Origin of the sequence: Streptomyces sp. NPDC097617 (assembly GCF_044761485.1) — a bacterium.
Lineage (GTDB): Bacteria > Actinomycetota > Actinomycetes > Streptomycetales > Streptomycetaceae > Streptomyces.
In genome coordinates this window covers 150,583-167,319 of the sequence record NZ_JBIWCL010000010.1, presented here as the reverse complement: position 1 = coordinate 167,319, position 16,737 = coordinate 150,583, and the positions used below count along the sequence as shown (strand labels likewise).

The window sequence follows — 16,737 nt, the reverse complement described above, 5'->3', positions numbered from 1 at the left end:
GGACGCCCTCGACCCGTGGTGCTCACGTGGGGCACACGGGCGGCTCCAGGGGGTGTCCGGCGGCAGGCAGGACGCCCCTCAGGCGTCTGACCAGCCTACGGGCCTTCACACCGGGGCGGGCGGTTCGATCCCGGTACGGGGGCGGCGCCGGGTATGACCGCACGTGGGCCGGGTAGCCGCAGGCCCACGGGGGGGCGGTTCATGCCGACAGGGGCTGCGACAGGACGGCAGCCCGGCGGGGGGCTGCCGGGACGTTCAAAGGGCGCCGGCGCCCGCGACCGGCGAAGCGGCGGCCGGCAAGGTCCTCCCGGTCCGCGCCCCGGGCCCGCGTGGGCCCTGCGCCGGACCGGCCGGAAGAACGCGTTCGGGTGATCTCCTTCTCATGATCGGGTGGTTGGCGAACGGGCCGCCGAGGACCTCCTGTTCGAGCCTCGCGGCAGTCGGACGACCACGACCCGCCCGGGAAGGGCAGGCCGGTCCCGCGTTTGACCGGAGTCGCGAGGGGCAGCCGCGTGGCAGAGGCCGACGAGGCCCGGATGGAGGCGAGCGATGTCGAACAGCATGCTCATCACCGTGATCGTCATAGCGGCGGTCGTGGTCGTCGCGCTCGGCGTCGGGCTGTGGACCATGTCCCGCCGACGGCACTTGCAGCAGAGGTTCGGGCCCGAGTACGAACGCACCGTCGAGGCGGAGGGCGGCCGCATGGCCGCGGAACGCGAGCTCCGGGCCCGCGAGGAGCGCCACTCCGCATTCGAGCTGAAGGAGCTGCCGTCGGAGCGGCGACACCAGTACACGGAGGAGTGGAGCGGCGTCCAGGAGCGATTCGTCGACCGGCCCGAGGGCTCGGTCGGTGAGGCGGACGAGCTGGTCACGCGACTGATGCGCGAGCGCGGCTACCCCACGGAGGGGTTCAGCCGGCAGGTGCGTGATCTCTCGGTGGAACACGGACGGACTTTGGAGCACTACCGCGCCGCGCACGACGTCATCGGCGGCCGGGAGCACCCGGTGCACCCGGCCGCCGTGGACGCCGCCGCCCTGGTCGTGACCGAGCTCGTCACCAACGCCGTCCGGCACACCGACGGCCCGTGCAGCCTCGATCTCGCCCTGCACGAGGGGCTGCTCGACATCGACGTCACCGACACCAGCTCGGTCCCGCCCTTGACCCGGCGGCCGCACCTCACCGGCAGCGGCGGCTGGGGCTGGATCCTCGTCCGCCACATCGCACGCGACGTCCGCGTCATGCCCACGTCGACCGGCGGAAAGCGCATCCACGTCTCCATGGCCGTCGCCGGGTGACGGCGCGGAACGCGCGGACGGCCCGGGAATGCCCCACCGAGCGGTGGGTAGGCGCGACTCCGCCGGCATACAACGAGCGGCACACCACGCACCACCCCTTCCGAAGGAGAACACCATGGGACACGGCGGTGACGTCATCGCAGAGCTGACCATCGACCACCAGGAGGTGGAGGACTTCTTCAAGGACATCCAGGGGCTGCCCTCCGGGGACCCCCGCAGGAAGCACTACGCGGACAAGCTGACCATCGAGCTGGTCCGGCACTCCGTGGCCGAGGAGGTGTACCTGTACCCGGCCGTTCGCAAGCATCTTCCGGACGGGGACGTCATCGCGGACCGGGAGTTGGAGGACCACGCGGCGGCAGAGCTGATCATGAAGGACCTCGAGGGGTGCAAGGCCGACGACCCCCGGTTCGACGGACTCGTCGACAAGCTCATGACCGAGATCCGTGAGCACATCGCCGACGAGGAGGGCACCCTCTTCCCCCGGCTGCGCGACATGTGTTCCGCCGACATGCTGAACGAACTCGGCGACAAGGTGCGCTCGGCCAAGAAGACCGCGCCCACCCGCCCGCACCCGTCCGCCCCGGACAAGCCGCCGGCCAACAAGTTCCTCGCGCCCGGGGTCGGCCTCGTCGACCGCCTGCGCGACGCGATGAGCGGCCGCGGCAAGGACACCTGAACCGCCGTCGTGCCGGGCGTGGGGCCTGCGGGCCTCACGTCATTCGGCGTCCGACGGCAGGTTGATGTCCAGCACGCACACATCGTCCCGTCCGGCGGGGTGCAGCGACGCCAGGAGCTCGGCCAGCGGTTCGTCGAAGCCCCCGCACATGGCCCTGGCGGCGGCCTCGGCGAGCCGGGCGAGTCCGCGGTCCATGTTCTCCCCCGGTACCTCGATGAGGCCGTCGGTGTAGAGGAGGAGATGGTCGCCGGGCTCGAGCTGGAGCGTCTCCTCCCCGTACACGGAGCGGAAGGACGCCCCGAGGAGGTTCCCCTCCGGCAGGGGCAGGAAGCGCGCCTCACCGCCGCGCACCAGCAGGGGCGGGAGATGCCCGGCCCGCACCCAGGCCAGGCGCCGCTCCGCCGGCCGGTAGCGCGCCATGATCATGGTGGCCGTGGTGGCGGCCTGGTCGGCGGCCGTGTGCAGGAGCAGGGTGTTGAGCCGGCCCATCGCGTCGGGGAGCGCCGAGCCGGTGACGATCATGCCTTTGGCGGTGAACCGGAGCTGCGCCATGGTCCCGACGGCGTCGAGTCCGTGCCCCGCGACGTCCCCGACGACGAAGAGGGCGCTCCTGTCGGGGAGTTCGATGGCGCTGTACCAGTCGCCGCCGACGTTCACTCCGGTGTCCGAGGGCACGTAGGCGATGTCGACGCACAGACCCACCAGCTGGATGGACTGCTCGGGGATGGGCAGCAGCGCGTGCTGGAGGCGTGCGGCGATGGCCCGTTCCGCCTGGAGGACGCCCCGCTGGACCAGTACGGCCCGCTCGCTCTCCAGCAGGGCGATCTCGGTGTCCCGCTGCGGGGTGAGGTCCTGGAAGAAGCCGTGCACCTCGACGGGGGCGCCGTAGGCGTCCCTCTCGGCCTCGGCGACGATGCGCAGGTGACGGACCCCGGCCGCGGTGCTGATACGGAAGGGCTGGTCGATCGGGGTCCCTTCGGCCAGCAGCCGCTGGACGGCGCCGGCGAGTCCCGGCAGGTCGTCCGGTACGAGGTGCTGCGGGAGTTCCTCCAATCGCATGGGGCCCTGGTCGGGAGGGCGGGCGAAGATCTCGTACACCTGGTCGGACCAGTCGATGGTGTCCGTGGCCAGGTTCCAGTCGGCCCAGCCGAGGTTGCCCAGCCGCTGCATGGTGGTCAGCCGGCGGATCTCGCGGGCGGTGGTGTCGTGGCGCACCCACGAGACGATCAGCCGGCCGGCGAGGCGGGTGGCGCGCACGGAGTACACGGACGTCTCGGGAACCCCCGCGATCACTTCGCGGTACGAGAAGGGCTCGCCGTCGTAGGTGGTCCCGGTGTTCAGGGCGTCGAGGTATCCCTGCCACAGCGGGGTTCCCGCGACGGTCGGATAGGTCTCCAGGATCTGTCGGCCCACCAGCTCCTTGCCCCGCCGGCCCGCCACGTCCACCGAGTCCGGAGCGGCGGCCTCGATGCGGTAGTCCTCCACCTCTCCGCGCGGCGAACGCAGGGGTGCCAGGAGGATGGCGGCCCCCGAGACGGTGTCGAAGATCCTCTGGACCGCTGCGATCTCCGGGTCGGCCGGAGAGGTCCCGTGGCAGTCGAAGACGCGCAGGGGGCCGCCGCACAGCCGCACGGCCTGCTGGAGCAGGGCCTTCTCGCCCTCGCGGAACGGGGTGCGGACCTTCCGGAAGAATCCGATGACGCTGGTGACCGTCTCCTCCCCCGGTACGGGGATCCACGCGCGGGTGGGCCATCGCTCCGGCGGCCCGATGAGCCGGTACTTCTCGGCGTCCTGCCCGGGGTCGTCCAGCCATCGCGGCTCTGCGGAGGTGATCGCCTCCAGTGCGGCGACGCCGGCCAGCGGGGGGATGTCCTGCCACTGCGCGGCGAGTACCTCGTCGATGCCCGAGTGGCCGATGAGCTCCAGCCGCCCGGTCCCGTCCAGGGTGTAGACCATCACGCCGTCCACCCCGACGGGGCGGCGCAGCACCTCGTGCAGGGCCTCCGCGGCGTCGCCGGTGGTCCGGGCGCCGGCCAGCAGGACGGCCAGGCCCGCGAGGAGCCCGCGCGCGTCCTTGTCACCGTGGACATCGGTGAGGTAGCGGTCCGAGTCGAACACGGACCGGCCGCCGTCCGGGGCCGGGCCCAGGCCGATCGTGACGGGTGCGGGGGCCTTCGGAGCCGGTGCGGTGGGCCGGGACGGCTGTGCTGCCCGTGCGGGTCCCGACGGCGCCGACGGCCGCACCGGCTGCGAGGGCCCCGAGGGCTTTGACCGGATCCCGCCGAGGGCGATCCAGCATTCCATCATCAGGGTCCCGCCCCGGCGCCGGGCCCGTTCGGCCAGCGTCTCGTACGCCGCGTCGGCCGACAGGTCCTCCCCGGCCATCAGCACGCCCTTGGCCCGCTCCAGTACGGCGGTGATGGAGGCGAGGCCTTCCAGGTCCGCCACCTCGGCCCGGAGCCTGGCCACGACCTTGGCCAGGGCGAGTACCTCGGGCGACGCACCCTCGTCGCCCGAGGCCGCGGCCGGATCCGTCTGCACCCTTCGAGCATGGCACGGTCATGGATTCCGGCGCGGAATGCCTGCGATGCCCACTCCGACCGCGTCCGCCCCGCACCCGCCCCGCCGTCGGATAATCCGGTGAACCGATGACCGGACCCCGGATATCCTGCGTGGTCCCGCACCCGTTCACGGAGGTCCCCCAGCATGAGCAGCACCGCGCCGTCCTTTCCCGACCGGATCGAGCTGACGGGCGACGGCCTGGTCCTGCGCGACTGGACGGAGACGGACCTGGCCGCGATGCCCGAGCTGTTCGACCACCCCGACATCGCGTACTGGACGCCGATCGTCTCCCCCTTCGACGACGCGGCTGCCCGCACCCGCCTGGACCGGTCCCGGCAGCTGCGCACCGAAGGTACGGCCCTCCTGCTGGCCATCACCGTCGACGGCGACGCCCCGCTCGGCGAGGTGATGCTCAAGCGCGCTCCCGAAGGCACCGAGCTCGGCTACGCGATCGGCCCGGCGCACCGGGGCCGGGGCCTGGCCGCCCGCGCGGTAGGGGTGATGGCCGCGTACGCCTTCGAGCAGCTGGGCGCGGACCAGGTGATCCTCGAGCTGGAGGCGGAGAACGCCGCCAGTGTCGGGGTGGCCACCCGCGCCGGATTCCGACTCCTCGACCTGCCGCTGATCACGGGCGAGGAGAAGGGCCGGCCGTACGCGCTCCAGACCTGGGGCCTGGACCGCTCCTGACCGCGGCCGGCCGCCACTCCTCAGTCCTGGCTCACTCCCGGCTCCGGTCCAGTTCCCCCAGTCGGCGCGCGGCCTTCTGCGCCGCCCGTTCGGCCTTGGCGTGCTCCTGCTCGGCCTGCCGGTGCAGGCGCTTCGCCTCCTGGGCCGCGCGCCGGGCCGTATCGGCCCGTTCCCGCAAGGCGGCGAGCTCGTCGCGCAGGTCGGCCGCGTCGGCCTCGGCCCGGTCCCGGGCGGCTGCCGCCTCGCCGAGGTGCTCCTCGGCCCTCCGCAGCGCCGCCGATGCCTCGGCGGCCCCATCCCGCGCGGCCGTCACGGCCTCATCGTCGACAGCGACAGCCGGTGGGGCAGGAGCCTCCTCGGCCGGACGGCGCAGGACGACGCCCGGGGCCGGTTCCAGGCCCTCGAACCCCACCGCCGCCGTCGGAGCCTTGCTCAGGCAGCCCGCGGCCCACTGCCGGGCGGCTTCCTCGTCGGCGAGCAGCCCGTGGAAGATCCCTGCGAGGTCCCGCAGCACCGTCTCCCGCAGCTGCTCCCCCGCCCCGGCGGCCAGCCGGCCGCTCTCCGCGGCCAGTGCGGCGATCACCCGGTGCTGTTCGTGCGACAGCGCGCGCATCTGCGCGCCGTCGAGCTCCCGGTACGCCCTGCGCAGCTCCTCGCCGAGGCGCAGCAGTGCCTCGGCCTGGTCCGGATGGGCCCGGGCCAGCAGGTTCGCCGCCCACACTGCCAGGGTCGGTTTGCGCAGGCCGCCGATCGCCCGCGCGGCGCCGGCGTGCTTGTCCCGGCGGGCCCGGTCCACGTGGGCGGCGCGGGCCGCGGTGAAATCCGCAGGCCGGAGCCCGTACAGCTCGAAGACAACCGGGTCCGCCTCCACGTTCATGCCGGCCACCCTGCCGCGCACCACGGCCGCGGGCCACGGCGCCACGGCGCCCGGCCGGCCCTGTTCATCCGAAGGCGGCCGGGAGCGGGAGCGAGAAGGTGATCGCGTACTGGAACAACCCCCGAGGGCTGTGGCGCATCCGGACGTTCGCGGGGCCCGGCAGCGCTGCCGGGCCCCGCGGACACCGCGAACGTCGCAAACATCGCGAACGTCGGGTCAGAACACGAGCTTGTAGGTGACGTCCTTCGGGACCGGAGCCGGCGCGGTGTCCGTGTAGAGGAGCCGGATCGTCGTGAAGCGCTGCACGTCCGGGTGGCCCGGCCAGGGCTCGGGACTGCCCAGGGTCACCGTCACCGGGTAGGACCGGAAGCGGCCCGCAGCGCAGTAGGGCTTGCAGTCGTTCACCATGTCGGTGCCCTTGGCCGTCGCGGCCTTCGGCCCCCAGGAGTCCCATGTGAGCCCGACGAGACGGTTGTTGCCGTCTCCGCAGGCAAGCAGGTACTCCTCGGGGCGCACCTGCGCCTGCGAGAAGCAGTCGACGACCACGAGCGGCTCCGCCACCGGAGCCGCTACGGTCCGGGCCTGCGCGGAGGCAGGGACGGTGGCCGTGGCAAGAGCCGCCGCTGCACACAGCAGGGTGACGTTCCGTGCCCTGGAGCGCAGTGCACGTACGAGCCGGCCGTCTGCTGATCTGTCCACGAGGCCCTCCTCGCCCGTCTGTCCTGCCCGTCGGCGCGACGGGCATTCCCAGCTTCCCCCATGTGGATGTTCCTCGCACGCGCAGCCGCCCGGGCCGGTGCGGGGCCTGCCCTCCGCCCGTGTTCCGGCCCCGCCCGGCCGCTCCGGGGCGGCCTCGCGCGCCCGCCCGGTCAGCGCCCTACCCGGCCGGGCCCTGTGGCGCCGGCGCTGTTGCCGCCGGCGGAGCCGCGGAAGTGTTGGGCGACAGGAGGGTCACCCCACCAACTTCTTCGTGTCATCTGCCAGTACGGAGGTCCGACCGGGCCGGAGGAGACTTTCTGCCACGGCCACGCGCCCGGTGAGCCGCTGGATCCGGGGGGCGGCGTGGCCGCGTACGGGACGGGACACACGAGGGGGATGCACATGAGCGCACAGCAGTACGACGGGATCGGTGAGGCGTTCGAGGGTTTCAAGTCCCTGCCGTTGATGCGTTTCGGGGAGGTGCCGAGCTTCCTCGGCCTGGTCGGGGACGTGAGCGGCAGGTCGGTCCTCGACCTGGCGTGCGGCACCGGCTTCTACAGCCGGGAGTTCAGGCGGCGCGGCGCCGCGGAGGTCCTCGGCATCGATATCTCCGTCGAGATGATCGCCGCGGCTCGGGGGATCGAGCAGGGTGACCCGCTGGGTGTGCGGTACGAGGTCGGCGACGTGAGCGAGCTGCGGCCGCTCGACCGGCGCTTCGACGTCGCCCTGGGGGTGCAGCTCCTCAACTACGCCGAGGACGTCGCGGCGATGGAGCGGATGTGCCGCAACATCCACCGGAGCCTGGTGCCGGGCGGGGAGTTCTTCGTGCTCGCCCAGAAGCCGGACTACCGGTTCGACTGCGCCTCCCTCGACAAGTACGGGTTCCGCTGCGAGCCGACCGGTGAGGAGGGCGGGACGGGTCCGCGGGTTCGGGTCACCGCGCTCCTCGATCCGCAGCCGATCAGCATCGTCGCCTCGGCCCCGCGCCGCGAGGTCTACGAGGACTGCCTGCGGGCGGCCGGGTTCAGTGAGGTGAAGTGGGTTCCGCTGGAGGTGTCCGAAGCCGGTATCCGTGAGTTCGGCGAGGAGTTCTGGGCGGACGCCCTCGCGAGCCCGCCGCTGGAGATGCTGCGCTGCCGCGCCTGACACTCCGATCCGGGGTGACGGCGGCCGGCCGGCGTTCCGTGGGGCGGCTCGCCGCCCCACGGGGCCGCCGTCGGGTGCCGGCGGCCCCCTACGGCGCCCGGGGATCGGTCCGCTCCGCCGGCTCGGCCCTTCTCCCCGGTCATCGCCGCGGTAAAAGGAACGATCCTCTGCGGGGCCTCCCGGGTGACAGCGGTCGCCTCCCGGCCCGGCATACCCGGATGCGACCGTCCGCTTCACCAGCATGTGCCCGTGATCCCATCCCACTTGATCGGTGCGCTCTCCGCTCTCGCCCTGCTCGCACCCTCCTCCGCCTACGCCGCCTCCGCCCCCGCCGTGGTCCCGGCTCCCGGCCCCGACCGGCCGGGGGACTTCTTCGCCGACCTCCCCAAGGGCGGTGACCTGCACAACCACCTGTCCGGTGCGGTCACCACCGAGTTCCTGATCGAACTCGCCGCCGGGGACGGTCTGTGCATCACCACCGACACCACCACCGCGGTGCCCCCGCCGTGCGGTGCGGGCACCCGGCCCGCCTCCGATGCCGTCACCGATCCGGCGTTCCGCCAGCAGGTCATCCGGGCCTGGTCGATGCAGGACTTCCCGGCCGACGGCAACGGCCACGACCACTTCTTCGCGACCTTCGGCAAGTTCGGGGAGGTGACCTGGCGGCACCCGGGCCGGATGCTCGCGGAGGTCGCGGGCTCGGCCGCCCGGCAGAACCAGTTCTACCTGGAGACCATGATCTCCCCGGCCTCCGGCCAGGCCCGTGAACTCGCCGACCGGGTCGGCTACGACGCCGACCTCGACCGGATGCACGACAAGCTGCTGGCCTCCGGCGGACTGGACGCGGTGGTCCGGCAGGCCCGCGCCGACGCCGACAGCACCGACGTGGAGTTCCGGGCCGCCGCGCACTGCGACACCCCGCAGCCCGATGCCGCGTGCTCCCTGCCGTACCGCTGGATCTCCCAGGTCGCCCGCGCCGGCACCCCGCAGCGGGTGTTCACGCAGATGGCGCTCGGCATGCGGCTGGCCGAGCGCGACCCGCGCTTCGTCGCCGTCAACCTGGTGCAGCCGGAGGACGACCCGGTCGCCCTGCGCGACTACCGCCTGCACATGCGGATGCTGAACTACCTCAAGACCCAGTACCCGAAGGCGCACATCACCCTGCACGCGGGTGAGCTGGTGCCCGGTCTGGTCAAGCCGGAGGACCTCACCTTCCACATCAGGGAGGCCGCCCAGACCGGCCGCGCCGAGCGGATCGGGCACGGCGTGTCCGTCCTGCACGAGGACCGCTGGGAATCGCTCATGCGGTACATGGCCGAGCGGCGGATCGCGGTCGAGGTCCCCTTCCACAGCAATGAGCAGATCCTGCGCGTCTCCGGCGACGCGCATCCCTTCGCCACCTACCGCCGCCACGGTGTGCCGGTCGTCCTCGCCACCGACGACCCGGGCGTGTCCCGGATCGAGATCACCGACGAGTACCGCCGGGCCGCCGAGATGTACGGTCTCGGCTACCCGGAGCTGAAGGACCTGGCCCGGGCCTCCCTCGAGCACTCCTTCCTGCCCGGCCGCGGCCTGTGGAACCGGGACGTCCGCACCGGCTACCGGCCGATCGGCGCGTGTGCCGGTGAGCGCCAGGGCGCCGAGCGTCCGGGCGAGCGGTGCGCCCGCTTCCTGAAGGCCAGCCCGAAGGCGCAGGTCGAGTGGCGCCAGGAGGCGGCCTTCCACCGCTTCGAGTCCTCCCACGTCCGCACCACCCGCCCCGGCTCGCACTGATCCCGCAGCCCGGTCGGACCCGGCCCGCACCCCGCACGGGTGCGGGCCGGCCGTCTGCGTACGGCGGCGCGTGACCCGGGTGGTGGACTCCCGGGTGCCGGAACGCCGCCGAGCTTGCACAGTGGGGGCCTGAGGGCGATGCGACCGCCCGGAACGGGAGTACGGCCCATGACCCAGCCCGCCCCGTCCCCCGCGCCGAGTCCGGCGGACCACGTCATCGTCGTCTTCGGCGCCACGGGTGACCTGGCCCGCCGCAAGCTGCTGCCCGGGCTGTTCCACCTCGCCAAGGCGGGGCTGATGCCGCGGCGCTACCGCATCGTCGGTTCGGCGCCTGCGGCCGAGGCCCTCAGTGACGAGGAGTTCCGGGCCCACGCGCGGAAGGCGGTGGCCGAGTTCGGGCGCTCGCGTCCCGAGGGCCCCGCGTGGCAGGAGTTCGAGTCCGCCCTGTCCTTCGGCGCCGCCGATCCGGGCGCCCCGGAGCCCCTGGAGACCGCGGTCTCCGTGGCCGAGGCGGCTGTCGGGGGCACTCCGCGCCGGCTCTTCCACCTCGCCGTGCCGCCCGTCGCCTTCACCTCCATGGTCGAGCTGCTCGGCGCCACGGGCCTCGCCCGGGACGCCCGGGTCATCGTCGAGAAGCCCTTCGGTACCGATCTCGCGTCCGCCCGCGCGCTCAACGCGGCCATCCACGCCGTCTTCGACGAGTCCCGGGTGTTCCGCATCGACCACTTCCTCGGCAAGGAGGCGGTGGACAATATCCTCGCCCTCCGCTTCGCCAACGGCCTGTTCGAACCCCTCTGGAACCGCGAGCACATCAGCCATGTGCAGATCGACGTGCCCGAGCAGATCGACATCCAGGGCCGCGCGCACTTCTTCGAGGGCACCGGGACCTTCCGCGACATGATCGTCACGCACCTGTTCCAGCTGCTCGGTTTCGTCGCCATGGAGCCTCCGGTCACCCTTGACGCCCAGTCGCTCCGGGACGAGCAGGTCAAGGTCTTCCGCAGCATGCGGCCGCTGGACCCGGCGCAGGTCGTCCGCGGGCAGTACACGGGCTACCGGGCCGAGCCGGGGGTCGACCCGGCATCGGACACCGAGACCTTCGCCGCGCTGCGCGTGGAGATCGACAACTGGCGCTGGGCCGGGGTCCCTTTCCACCTGCGCTCCGGCAAGGCACTGGCCGAGGGACGGCACGTCGTCACGCTCGGCCTGCGTGAGCCCGTCCTCGGCATGTTCCCGCTGGACGCGCGTGCCGCGGTCGACGGCCGGGGGAACGAACTCGTCATCGACTTCGCCGATCCCGGCTCCCTCACCGCCCGCTTCCTCGTCAAGGAGCCCGGCCCGTCGATGCAGTTGACCGGGGCCGAGATGGTCTTCGGCTACCGGGGCTCCTTCACCGCCGACAACTCCCTGGAGGGCTACGAGCACCTCCTGCTGGAGGCCATGCTCGGCGACCAGTCCCTCTTCACGCGGTCCGACGGCATCGAACGCCTCTGGGAGGTCTCGGCCCCGCTGCTGGAATCGCCTCCGCCGGTGGAACCGTACGCGCCCGGTACCTGGGGTCCCGACCGCATCGGCGAACTCGTCGACCCCTACCGCTGGTACCTCCCCGACGCGCGCTGAGGTACCGGACACGCCCCTTGGAACCACTGGTGCGCGCCTGCGCGGGACCGGTCGGAAACGGTGCGCCGACCGGGCGCACGGGGCGACCACGGTGAGGTGAGCGCAGGTGCGAGGGCTACCGGGCGACGGGACGCGGTTGGCGACGCCGGCGCGGCTGGCGGCCGAGCCGTTGGTCGCGTCGGTGTCGCGCGTGGCGAGCGCCGTCCTGCGGCCCGACGCGGAGCGCACGGCCGTGGAGGGCGTCTCCCGTGCCCATCTGAACGAGCTGGCCCGCAGCGGCGCCCACGGGATCCTCGGCTACGATCCGCCGCCGGGCAGCGGTTGCACCAGGGCGCAGGTGGTCCGTGAGGTCCACGAGGTCCTCGCCGCCGTCGACCCGTCCACGTGGTTCGTCTACACCCAGCATTTCGGCCTCGTGAAGGCGCTGTCCGCGAGCGGGAACGCCCCGCTGCGCGACGCCTGGCTGCCCGACCTGGTCACGGGCACGAAGCAGGCCACGGCCGGTTTCGCTCACCTGCGCCATCCGCAGCCTCCCGTGACCGCGCAGCCTTACGAGCAGGGGTGGCTGCTGCGCGGCCGGGTGCCCTGGATGACCGGCTGGGGCATCGCGGACGTGGCGGTCGTCGGCGCCGTCACCTCCGACGACCGGGCCCTGTTCGTACGTGTCGACTGTGCGCCCGGGCCGGGCAGGGGCCTGTTCGCCGTGGAATCACCACCGCTGTGGGCGATGGGCGCGACCCGCACGGCAGCCGTCGAACTGCGCGATGTCGTGGTGCCGCAGGCCGATGTGATCTCGATCGGGCCACGGGCGCAGTGGCTTCGGTCCTACGATCTGGAGAACGCGAACACCAACCCGGCCGTCTTCGGCCAACTGCGCGCCGCCGTCGCTCTGCTGCTCGTGGCCGCCTGGCCCGGGAGGCCCTGTTCCACCTGATCCAGGCACAGACCCCGCAACTGCGGCAAGCCACCGCCGAGGTGACGCTGCGAGGAATCCGGGCCGGCGAAGAAGTCTGATCGCCTACGGCGATCGGCCGGACCCGGGCCCCGGGTAGCCTTCGTCCTCATGATGCGTGCCTGGGTCCTGCCGATGCTGCTCGTGGTCTGCGGTGTGCTGGTCGCAACCGCGCTGGCCCTGCGGGGGCTCCCCGCGGCAGCCCTCCCCCTCCTGCTGCTGTTCGTCCTGCTCGCGGGCCTGTATTCGCCCCTCGCGTTCCCGCGGTCGATCGGCGCGCTGGAGGCACGGCGCCGCAGCGCGCTCGACGGCCGGCCGATCGTCTACCGGCGCGCGGGCTGCCAGTACTGCCTGCGGCTGCGGATCCGGTTGGGACGCGACGCCCGTCGGCTGTACTGGGTCGACATCTGGCGCGACCCGGCCGCGGCGGAGGCGGTCAGGGCGGCCAACGACGGCAACGAGACCGTGCCGACCGTGGTGGCCGCCGGTCGACCGCACACCGACCCCGATCCCGCGTGGGTGCGCGAGCGGCTCGCTCCGCGCCCACGCGGCTGAGTGCGCGAGGGGCGGACGCGGAGCGGGCGGCTCGCGACCTCGTTACCTCTTAGGACACGTCCTGGTCGGCGGGGTGGAAGTTGATGCGCTCGCGCACCACGGGGAATCCGGCCTTGGTGAAGTTGGCGGCCATGGGGAAGTTGCCCCGGTCCGTGGCTCCGGTGACGGCCTCGGCGCCCTGTTCCACGAGGAAGTGGGTGCACTCCGCGAGGAGGTCGTAGGCGTAGCCGTGGCCGCGGTGTTCCGGCAGAACGCCGATGAAGCCGATGGTGGGTCCTGAGGGGTTGTGCGCCGGGATGTGGATGCCGGCCAGTTCGCCCTGCGGGGTGCGCGCGAGTTGCCACCACTCCCGCGGGGACGGGCACCAGTGGAAGAACTCGAGCTCTTCCCGTGCGGCTTGGTCGAGGCCGCCTTCCTCGATGGCCTTCAGCGCGTGGGCGTCCAGGGTGGCCGCGTGGATACGGCGCAGCGCGTCGAAGAAGACCGCGTCGTCGGGTTCGGGGCCGAAGACGAGGCGTCCGGGGCGCTCGGGCAGTCCGCGCTCCGGGGTCCAGCGGTACAGGAAGCGTTCCACCAGGAGCTCGTAGCCGGCGGCCCGGGCGGCGGCGAAGCGCGTCTCGGCGGCGGCCGCCAGGTCGGGGTGCTCGCGCCAGTCGCCGGGAAGGTTGAGTTCGAGTTCGACCTGCCACGGGGCGGAGCGCAGGAGTTCGGCCCCCGCCTCGACCTCGCCCTCGGCGACGTCGAACCAGTTGAGGTTGACTGGCTGCTCGTCATCGGGGCCGCCCCACCAGGCGCCGCGGGCGACGACGGTACCGTCGCGCAGGGCCACCCGCTTCCAGTCGGGGCGGTGCGTGGTCCGCTGGTGTGCGGCGCGGGCGCCGAGCGGGTCCGGGTGTGCGTCGAAAAGATGGGCGTCGCTCTCGTCGAGCGCGCGGATGACCGTATCGGTCATGGGTTCCTCCGGGATGGGTACGGCACGAGCGCTCCCGGTCGGATCAGACGTACCGCGCCGGGGTAACGGGAAGGGAGCGCTGGATCGTTGAGAACTGCACGGCACTCGCCTCCTTCCGTTCGTCTCGCGCGGCGTGGTCCGGAGACCGACGCTACTTGATCACCGCCGGGTCCGTCCACGGAAATTACGGAGCCGTGCCACCCGGTTCGTCGACGCGCAGGGCGACCTCTACTACCTGCACCGCGTCGACCCGAACGTGCCGATCGAGGAGAGCGTCGGCGCCCTGGCCGAACTGGTCGAAGCCGGCAAGGTCCGCCACATCGGACTGTGCGAGGCCTCCCACCACGATCGCCCGGGCCCACGCCGTGCACCCGCTGACCGCGGTACAGACCGAGTACAGCCTCTTCGAGCGCGGCATCGAGCACGACGGCGTCCTCGACACCCTGAGGAAACTCGGCATCGGCCTCGTCGCCTACTCGCCGCTCGGGCGCGGGTTCCTCTCCGGAGCCATCACCGGCCCGGACGACTTCGCCGCCGACGACTTCCGCCGTACCGACCCCCGCTTCCAGGGCGAGAACTTCCACCGCAACCTGGCCGTCGTGGACCAGGTGCGCCGGCTCGCCGCCGCGAAGGGCGTCACCCCCTCGCAGCTCGCCCTGGCCTGGACCCTCCAGCAGGGTGCGGTCCCCATCCCGGGCACCAAGCGCCGCCGCTACCTGGAGGAGAACGTCGCCGCCACCGGCCTGACGATCACCCCTGCGGAGCTGGCCGCCATCGACGCCGTGGCGCCGCACGGCGTGGCCTCCGGCGACCGCTACGCGCCCGAGCTGATGGCCTCCCTGAACGGCTGATCTTGCTAGGGTGCGTGCGGATCCTGGCCGGGGGCGGCACGGCGGGGCAGCGGACGGGGGAAACGGTGGCGGGGGCGACGGCCGGGCTTTCCCAGCGCGAGCGGCAGACGGTGCGGTACCACCTCGGCTGCCTGGCCACCCTGCTCCCCCACCACCAGCGCCCCGCCGCCCTGGAAGCCTGGCTCGATATCGACCGGGCCCTCTTCCACCTCGGCTTCCACGCGCCCCGCCCCGTCAGCGAGAGCGTCCTGTGCCTGGGCGGCACCCGCCTGCGGGCCGCCCTCGCGGGCGCCGTCGGCGACCACGACACCCAGCGGGCCCTGCTCGCGCTCGACATCCCCGAGGTCGACGCCGCCCTGGTCATCGAACGCGGGCAGCTGTCGGCGTTCGAGGTGGCCCCGCTGGTGCGCCCGGCGGGCCTGCTGACCTCCTGGGTCGGCCAGGGCTCCGGCTGGGGGTCCGTCTCGCACGCCGCGTGGAGCGGCCGCGCGGCCCTCCACGTGGAGACGGCGGCCCTGCTGGCCCGCTGGACCGCCGGTGGTGTGCCCGCCGATCGGTGGGCCGCGTTCCACTCCCGGCTGTGGCGCTACCCGGGCTCGTTGCCCGAGCTGCTGGCCGAGGTCTCCGCCGCCCACCCGGACCCCGCGGAGCCCCCGGATGCCGGTCCGGGCGCGATCACAGCATGACGTGCTTGACCTGGGTGTAGTCCAGGAGGCCCGCCATCGAGAGGTCGCTGCCGTACCCCGAGTGACCGACCCCGCCGTGCGGCATCTCGGAGACGGTGGTCCCGTGGGTGTTCACCCACACGATGCCGGTGTGCAGGGCCCGGGTCGCGCGCATCGCGCGGTCGTGGTCCGTGGTCCACACACTGGCGGCCAGGCCGTGGCGCACGTCGTTGGCCAGGTGCAGGGCCTCCGCCTCGTCCGCGAAGGACTGCACGGTCACGACGGGTCCGAAGATCTCCTCCTGCACGATCTCGTCGTCCTGGTGCACACCGGCCACGACGGTGGGTTCGTGGAAGAAGCCGGGCCTCGGGAGGCGGGCGCCGCCGGTGACGATCCCGGCGTGCCGCGGCAGCCGGTCGAGCAGGGCCCGTACCGACGCGAGCTGCGCCGCGTTGTTGAGCGGGCCGAAGTCGGCGTCCGGCTCGTCGGGGGCGCCCGTACGCAGCTTTCCCGCCTCGGCAGCGAAGGCCGCGAGGAACGCGTCGTGCACCCGGTGGTTCACCAGGAACCGGGTGGGTGCGGTGCAGTCCTGGCCCGCGTTGTAGTAGGCGACCGCGGCGAGGGCGGCGGCGGTCGCCTCGATGTCCACGTCGTCGTGGATCAGGACCGGGGCGTTGCCGCCGAGTTCCAGGTGGACCCGTTTGAGATCGGCGGCCGCGGCGGCGGCGATCTCCCGGCCGGCGCGCACGCTGCCGGTGACCGCGATGAGCGCGACCTCCGGGTGGGCAGTGAGCGCACGGCCGGTGTCGCGGTCGCCGCAGACCACGTTGAGCACGCCCGGCGGCAGGTGCGCGGCCGCGATGCGCGCCAGCAGCGCGGACGACGAGGGGGTGGTGTCGGCGGGCTTGAGCACCGTCGTGTTCCCGGCGGCGATCGCCGGGGCGATCTTCCACACCGCCATCATCAGCGGGTAGTTCCACGGGGTGATCTGGGCGCAGACCCCGACCGGTTCGCGCCGCAGCACGGAGGTACGGCCCTCGGTGTACTCGGCCGCGGCGAGGCCGGGCAGGTTCCGCGCGGCTCCGGCGAAGAAGCGGACGGTGTCGACGATCGCGGGCAGCTCCTCCGTCCGGAACTGGCGGGCGGGCTTTCCGGTGTCCTGGGTCTCGGCCGCCACGAGGGCGTCCGCGTGCTCCTCGATGGCGTCCGCGATGCCGAGCAGGGCGCGCTGGCGTACGGCCGGGGTGGTCGTGGACCAGTGCGCGTACGCGGCCGCGGCCGCCGTGCAGGCGGCCTCCGTGTCGGCCCGGCCGGAGCGCGGGGCGTGGCCGTGCACGGAGCCGGTGGCGGGGTCGATCAGCTCCATCGCCTCGCCCGAGGCGGCGGGCCGGTCGGTACCGGCGATGTGGTTGAGCACGGTGCC

Annotated in this window: 14 protein-coding genes and 1 pseudogene; 10 read left to right on the top strand and 5 right to left on the bottom strand. The window is 73.1% G+C overall.

Features of this window, described 5'->3' with window-relative positions:
• Positions 1-549: 549 nt before the first annotated feature.
• Together ACIQZO_RS18700 and ACIQZO_RS18695 are read left to right on the top strand one after the other, a co-directional pair.
• On the top strand, positions 550-1,296 hold the full coding sequence (locus tag ACIQZO_RS18700) for an ATP-binding protein (RefSeq protein ID WP_403627298.1): 747 nt from the start codon (positions 550-552) through the stop codon (positions 1,294-1,296).
• A 115-nt stretch (positions 1,297-1,411) separates the two neighbouring features.
• Complete coding sequence (locus ACIQZO_RS18695) at positions 1,412-1,975, top strand: hemerythrin domain-containing protein (RefSeq protein ID WP_403627296.1); 564 nt, start codon at positions 1,412-1,414, stop codon at positions 1,973-1,975.
• A gap of 39 nt (positions 1,976-2,014) precedes the next feature.
• Here ACIQZO_RS18695 and ACIQZO_RS18690 read toward each other — a convergent pair whose 3' ends face one another.
• Positions 2,015-4,516 carry a SpoIIE family protein phosphatase gene (locus ACIQZO_RS18690; protein WP_403627294.1) on the bottom strand — a complete coding sequence of 834 codons (2,502 nt, stop codon included), beginning with the start codon at positions 4,514-4,516 and terminating at the stop codon, positions 2,015-2,017.
• Positions 4,517-4,681: 165 nt separating this feature from the next.
• Here ACIQZO_RS18690 and ACIQZO_RS18685 point away from each other — a divergent pair, with 165 nt between their 5' ends.
• On the top strand, positions 4,682-5,224 hold the full coding sequence (locus ACIQZO_RS18685; RefSeq protein WP_403627292.1) for a GNAT family N-acetyltransferase: 543 nt from the start codon (positions 4,682-4,684) through the stop codon (positions 5,222-5,224).
• 31 nt (positions 5,225-5,255) lie between these two features.
• Here the strand turns inward: ACIQZO_RS18685 and ACIQZO_RS18680 are convergent, their stop codons facing one another.
• Both ACIQZO_RS18680 and ACIQZO_RS18675 read right to left on the bottom strand, forming a co-directional pair.
• Positions 5,256-6,101 (bottom strand): hypothetical protein, encoded by an 846-nt coding sequence (locus tag ACIQZO_RS18680; RefSeq protein WP_403627290.1) that lies wholly within the window; start codon positions 6,099-6,101, stop codon positions 5,256-5,258.
• A gap of 216 nt (positions 6,102-6,317) precedes the next feature.
• A complete protein-coding gene (locus ACIQZO_RS18675) occupies positions 6,318-6,800 on the bottom strand; it encodes a hypothetical protein (RefSeq protein ID WP_403627288.1) in 483 nt (160 codons plus the stop codon).
• Between the two features lie 402 nt (positions 6,801-7,202).
• Here ACIQZO_RS18675 and ACIQZO_RS18670 point away from each other — a divergent pair, with 402 nt between their 5' ends.
• The 5 genes from ACIQZO_RS18670 to ACIQZO_RS18650 all read left to right on the top strand — a co-directional run bounded on the left by ACIQZO_RS18670 (position 7,203) and on the right by ACIQZO_RS18650 (position 12,846).
• A complete protein-coding gene (locus ACIQZO_RS18670; RefSeq protein ID WP_403627287.1) occupies positions 7,203-7,946 on the top strand; it encodes a class I SAM-dependent methyltransferase in 744 nt (247 codons plus the stop codon).
• A gap of 249 nt (positions 7,947-8,195) precedes the next feature.
• On the top strand, positions 8,196-9,719 hold the full coding sequence (locus tag ACIQZO_RS18665; RefSeq protein WP_403627285.1) for an adenosine deaminase: 1,524 nt from the start codon (positions 8,196-8,198) through the stop codon (positions 9,717-9,719).
• A gap of 168 nt (positions 9,720-9,887) precedes the next feature.
• Positions 9,888-11,339 carry a glucose-6-phosphate dehydrogenase gene (gene zwf, locus ACIQZO_RS18660; protein ID WP_403627283.1) on the top strand — a complete coding sequence of 484 codons (1,452 nt, stop codon included), beginning with the start codon at positions 9,888-9,890 and terminating at the stop codon, positions 11,337-11,339.
• Between the two features lie 106 nt (positions 11,340-11,445).
• Positions 11,446-12,273 (top strand): acyl-CoA dehydrogenase family protein, encoded by an 828-nt coding sequence (locus ACIQZO_RS18655; protein ID WP_403627281.1) that lies wholly within the window; start codon positions 11,446-11,448, stop codon positions 12,271-12,273.
• A 129-nt stretch (positions 12,274-12,402) separates the two neighbouring features.
• Positions 12,403-12,846 (top strand): glutaredoxin domain-containing protein, encoded by a 444-nt coding sequence (locus ACIQZO_RS18650; protein WP_403627279.1) that lies wholly within the window; start codon positions 12,403-12,405, stop codon positions 12,844-12,846.
• A gap of 49 nt (positions 12,847-12,895) precedes the next feature.
• Here the strand turns inward: ACIQZO_RS18650 and ACIQZO_RS18645 are convergent, their stop codons facing one another.
• On the bottom strand, positions 12,896-13,798 hold the full coding sequence (locus ACIQZO_RS18645) for a GNAT family N-acetyltransferase (RefSeq protein ID WP_403627277.1): 903 nt from the start codon (positions 13,796-13,798) through the stop codon (positions 12,896-12,898).
• A 223-nt stretch (positions 13,799-14,021) separates the two neighbouring features.
• Here ACIQZO_RS18645 and ACIQZO_RS18640 point away from each other — a divergent pair.
• A pseudogene (locus ACIQZO_RS18640) lies at positions 14,022-14,649 on the top strand (aldo/keto reductase); the annotation flags it as partial.
• Positions 14,650-14,663: 14 nt separating this feature from the next.
• Positions 14,664-15,335, top strand: coding sequence for a hypothetical protein (locus ACIQZO_RS18635; RefSeq protein ID WP_403627276.1), 672 nt, complete (start codon positions 14,664-14,666; stop codon positions 15,333-15,335).
• Here ACIQZO_RS18635 and ACIQZO_RS18630 read toward each other — a convergent pair.
• On the bottom strand, positions 15,325-16,680 hold the full coding sequence (locus ACIQZO_RS18630) for an aminobutyraldehyde dehydrogenase (RefSeq protein WP_403627434.1): 1,356 nt from the start codon (positions 16,678-16,680) through the stop codon (positions 15,325-15,327). The two genes, ACIQZO_RS18635 and ACIQZO_RS18630, sit on opposite strands and share 11 nt — an antisense overlap.
• Positions 16,681-16,737 lie beyond the last annotated feature (57 nt).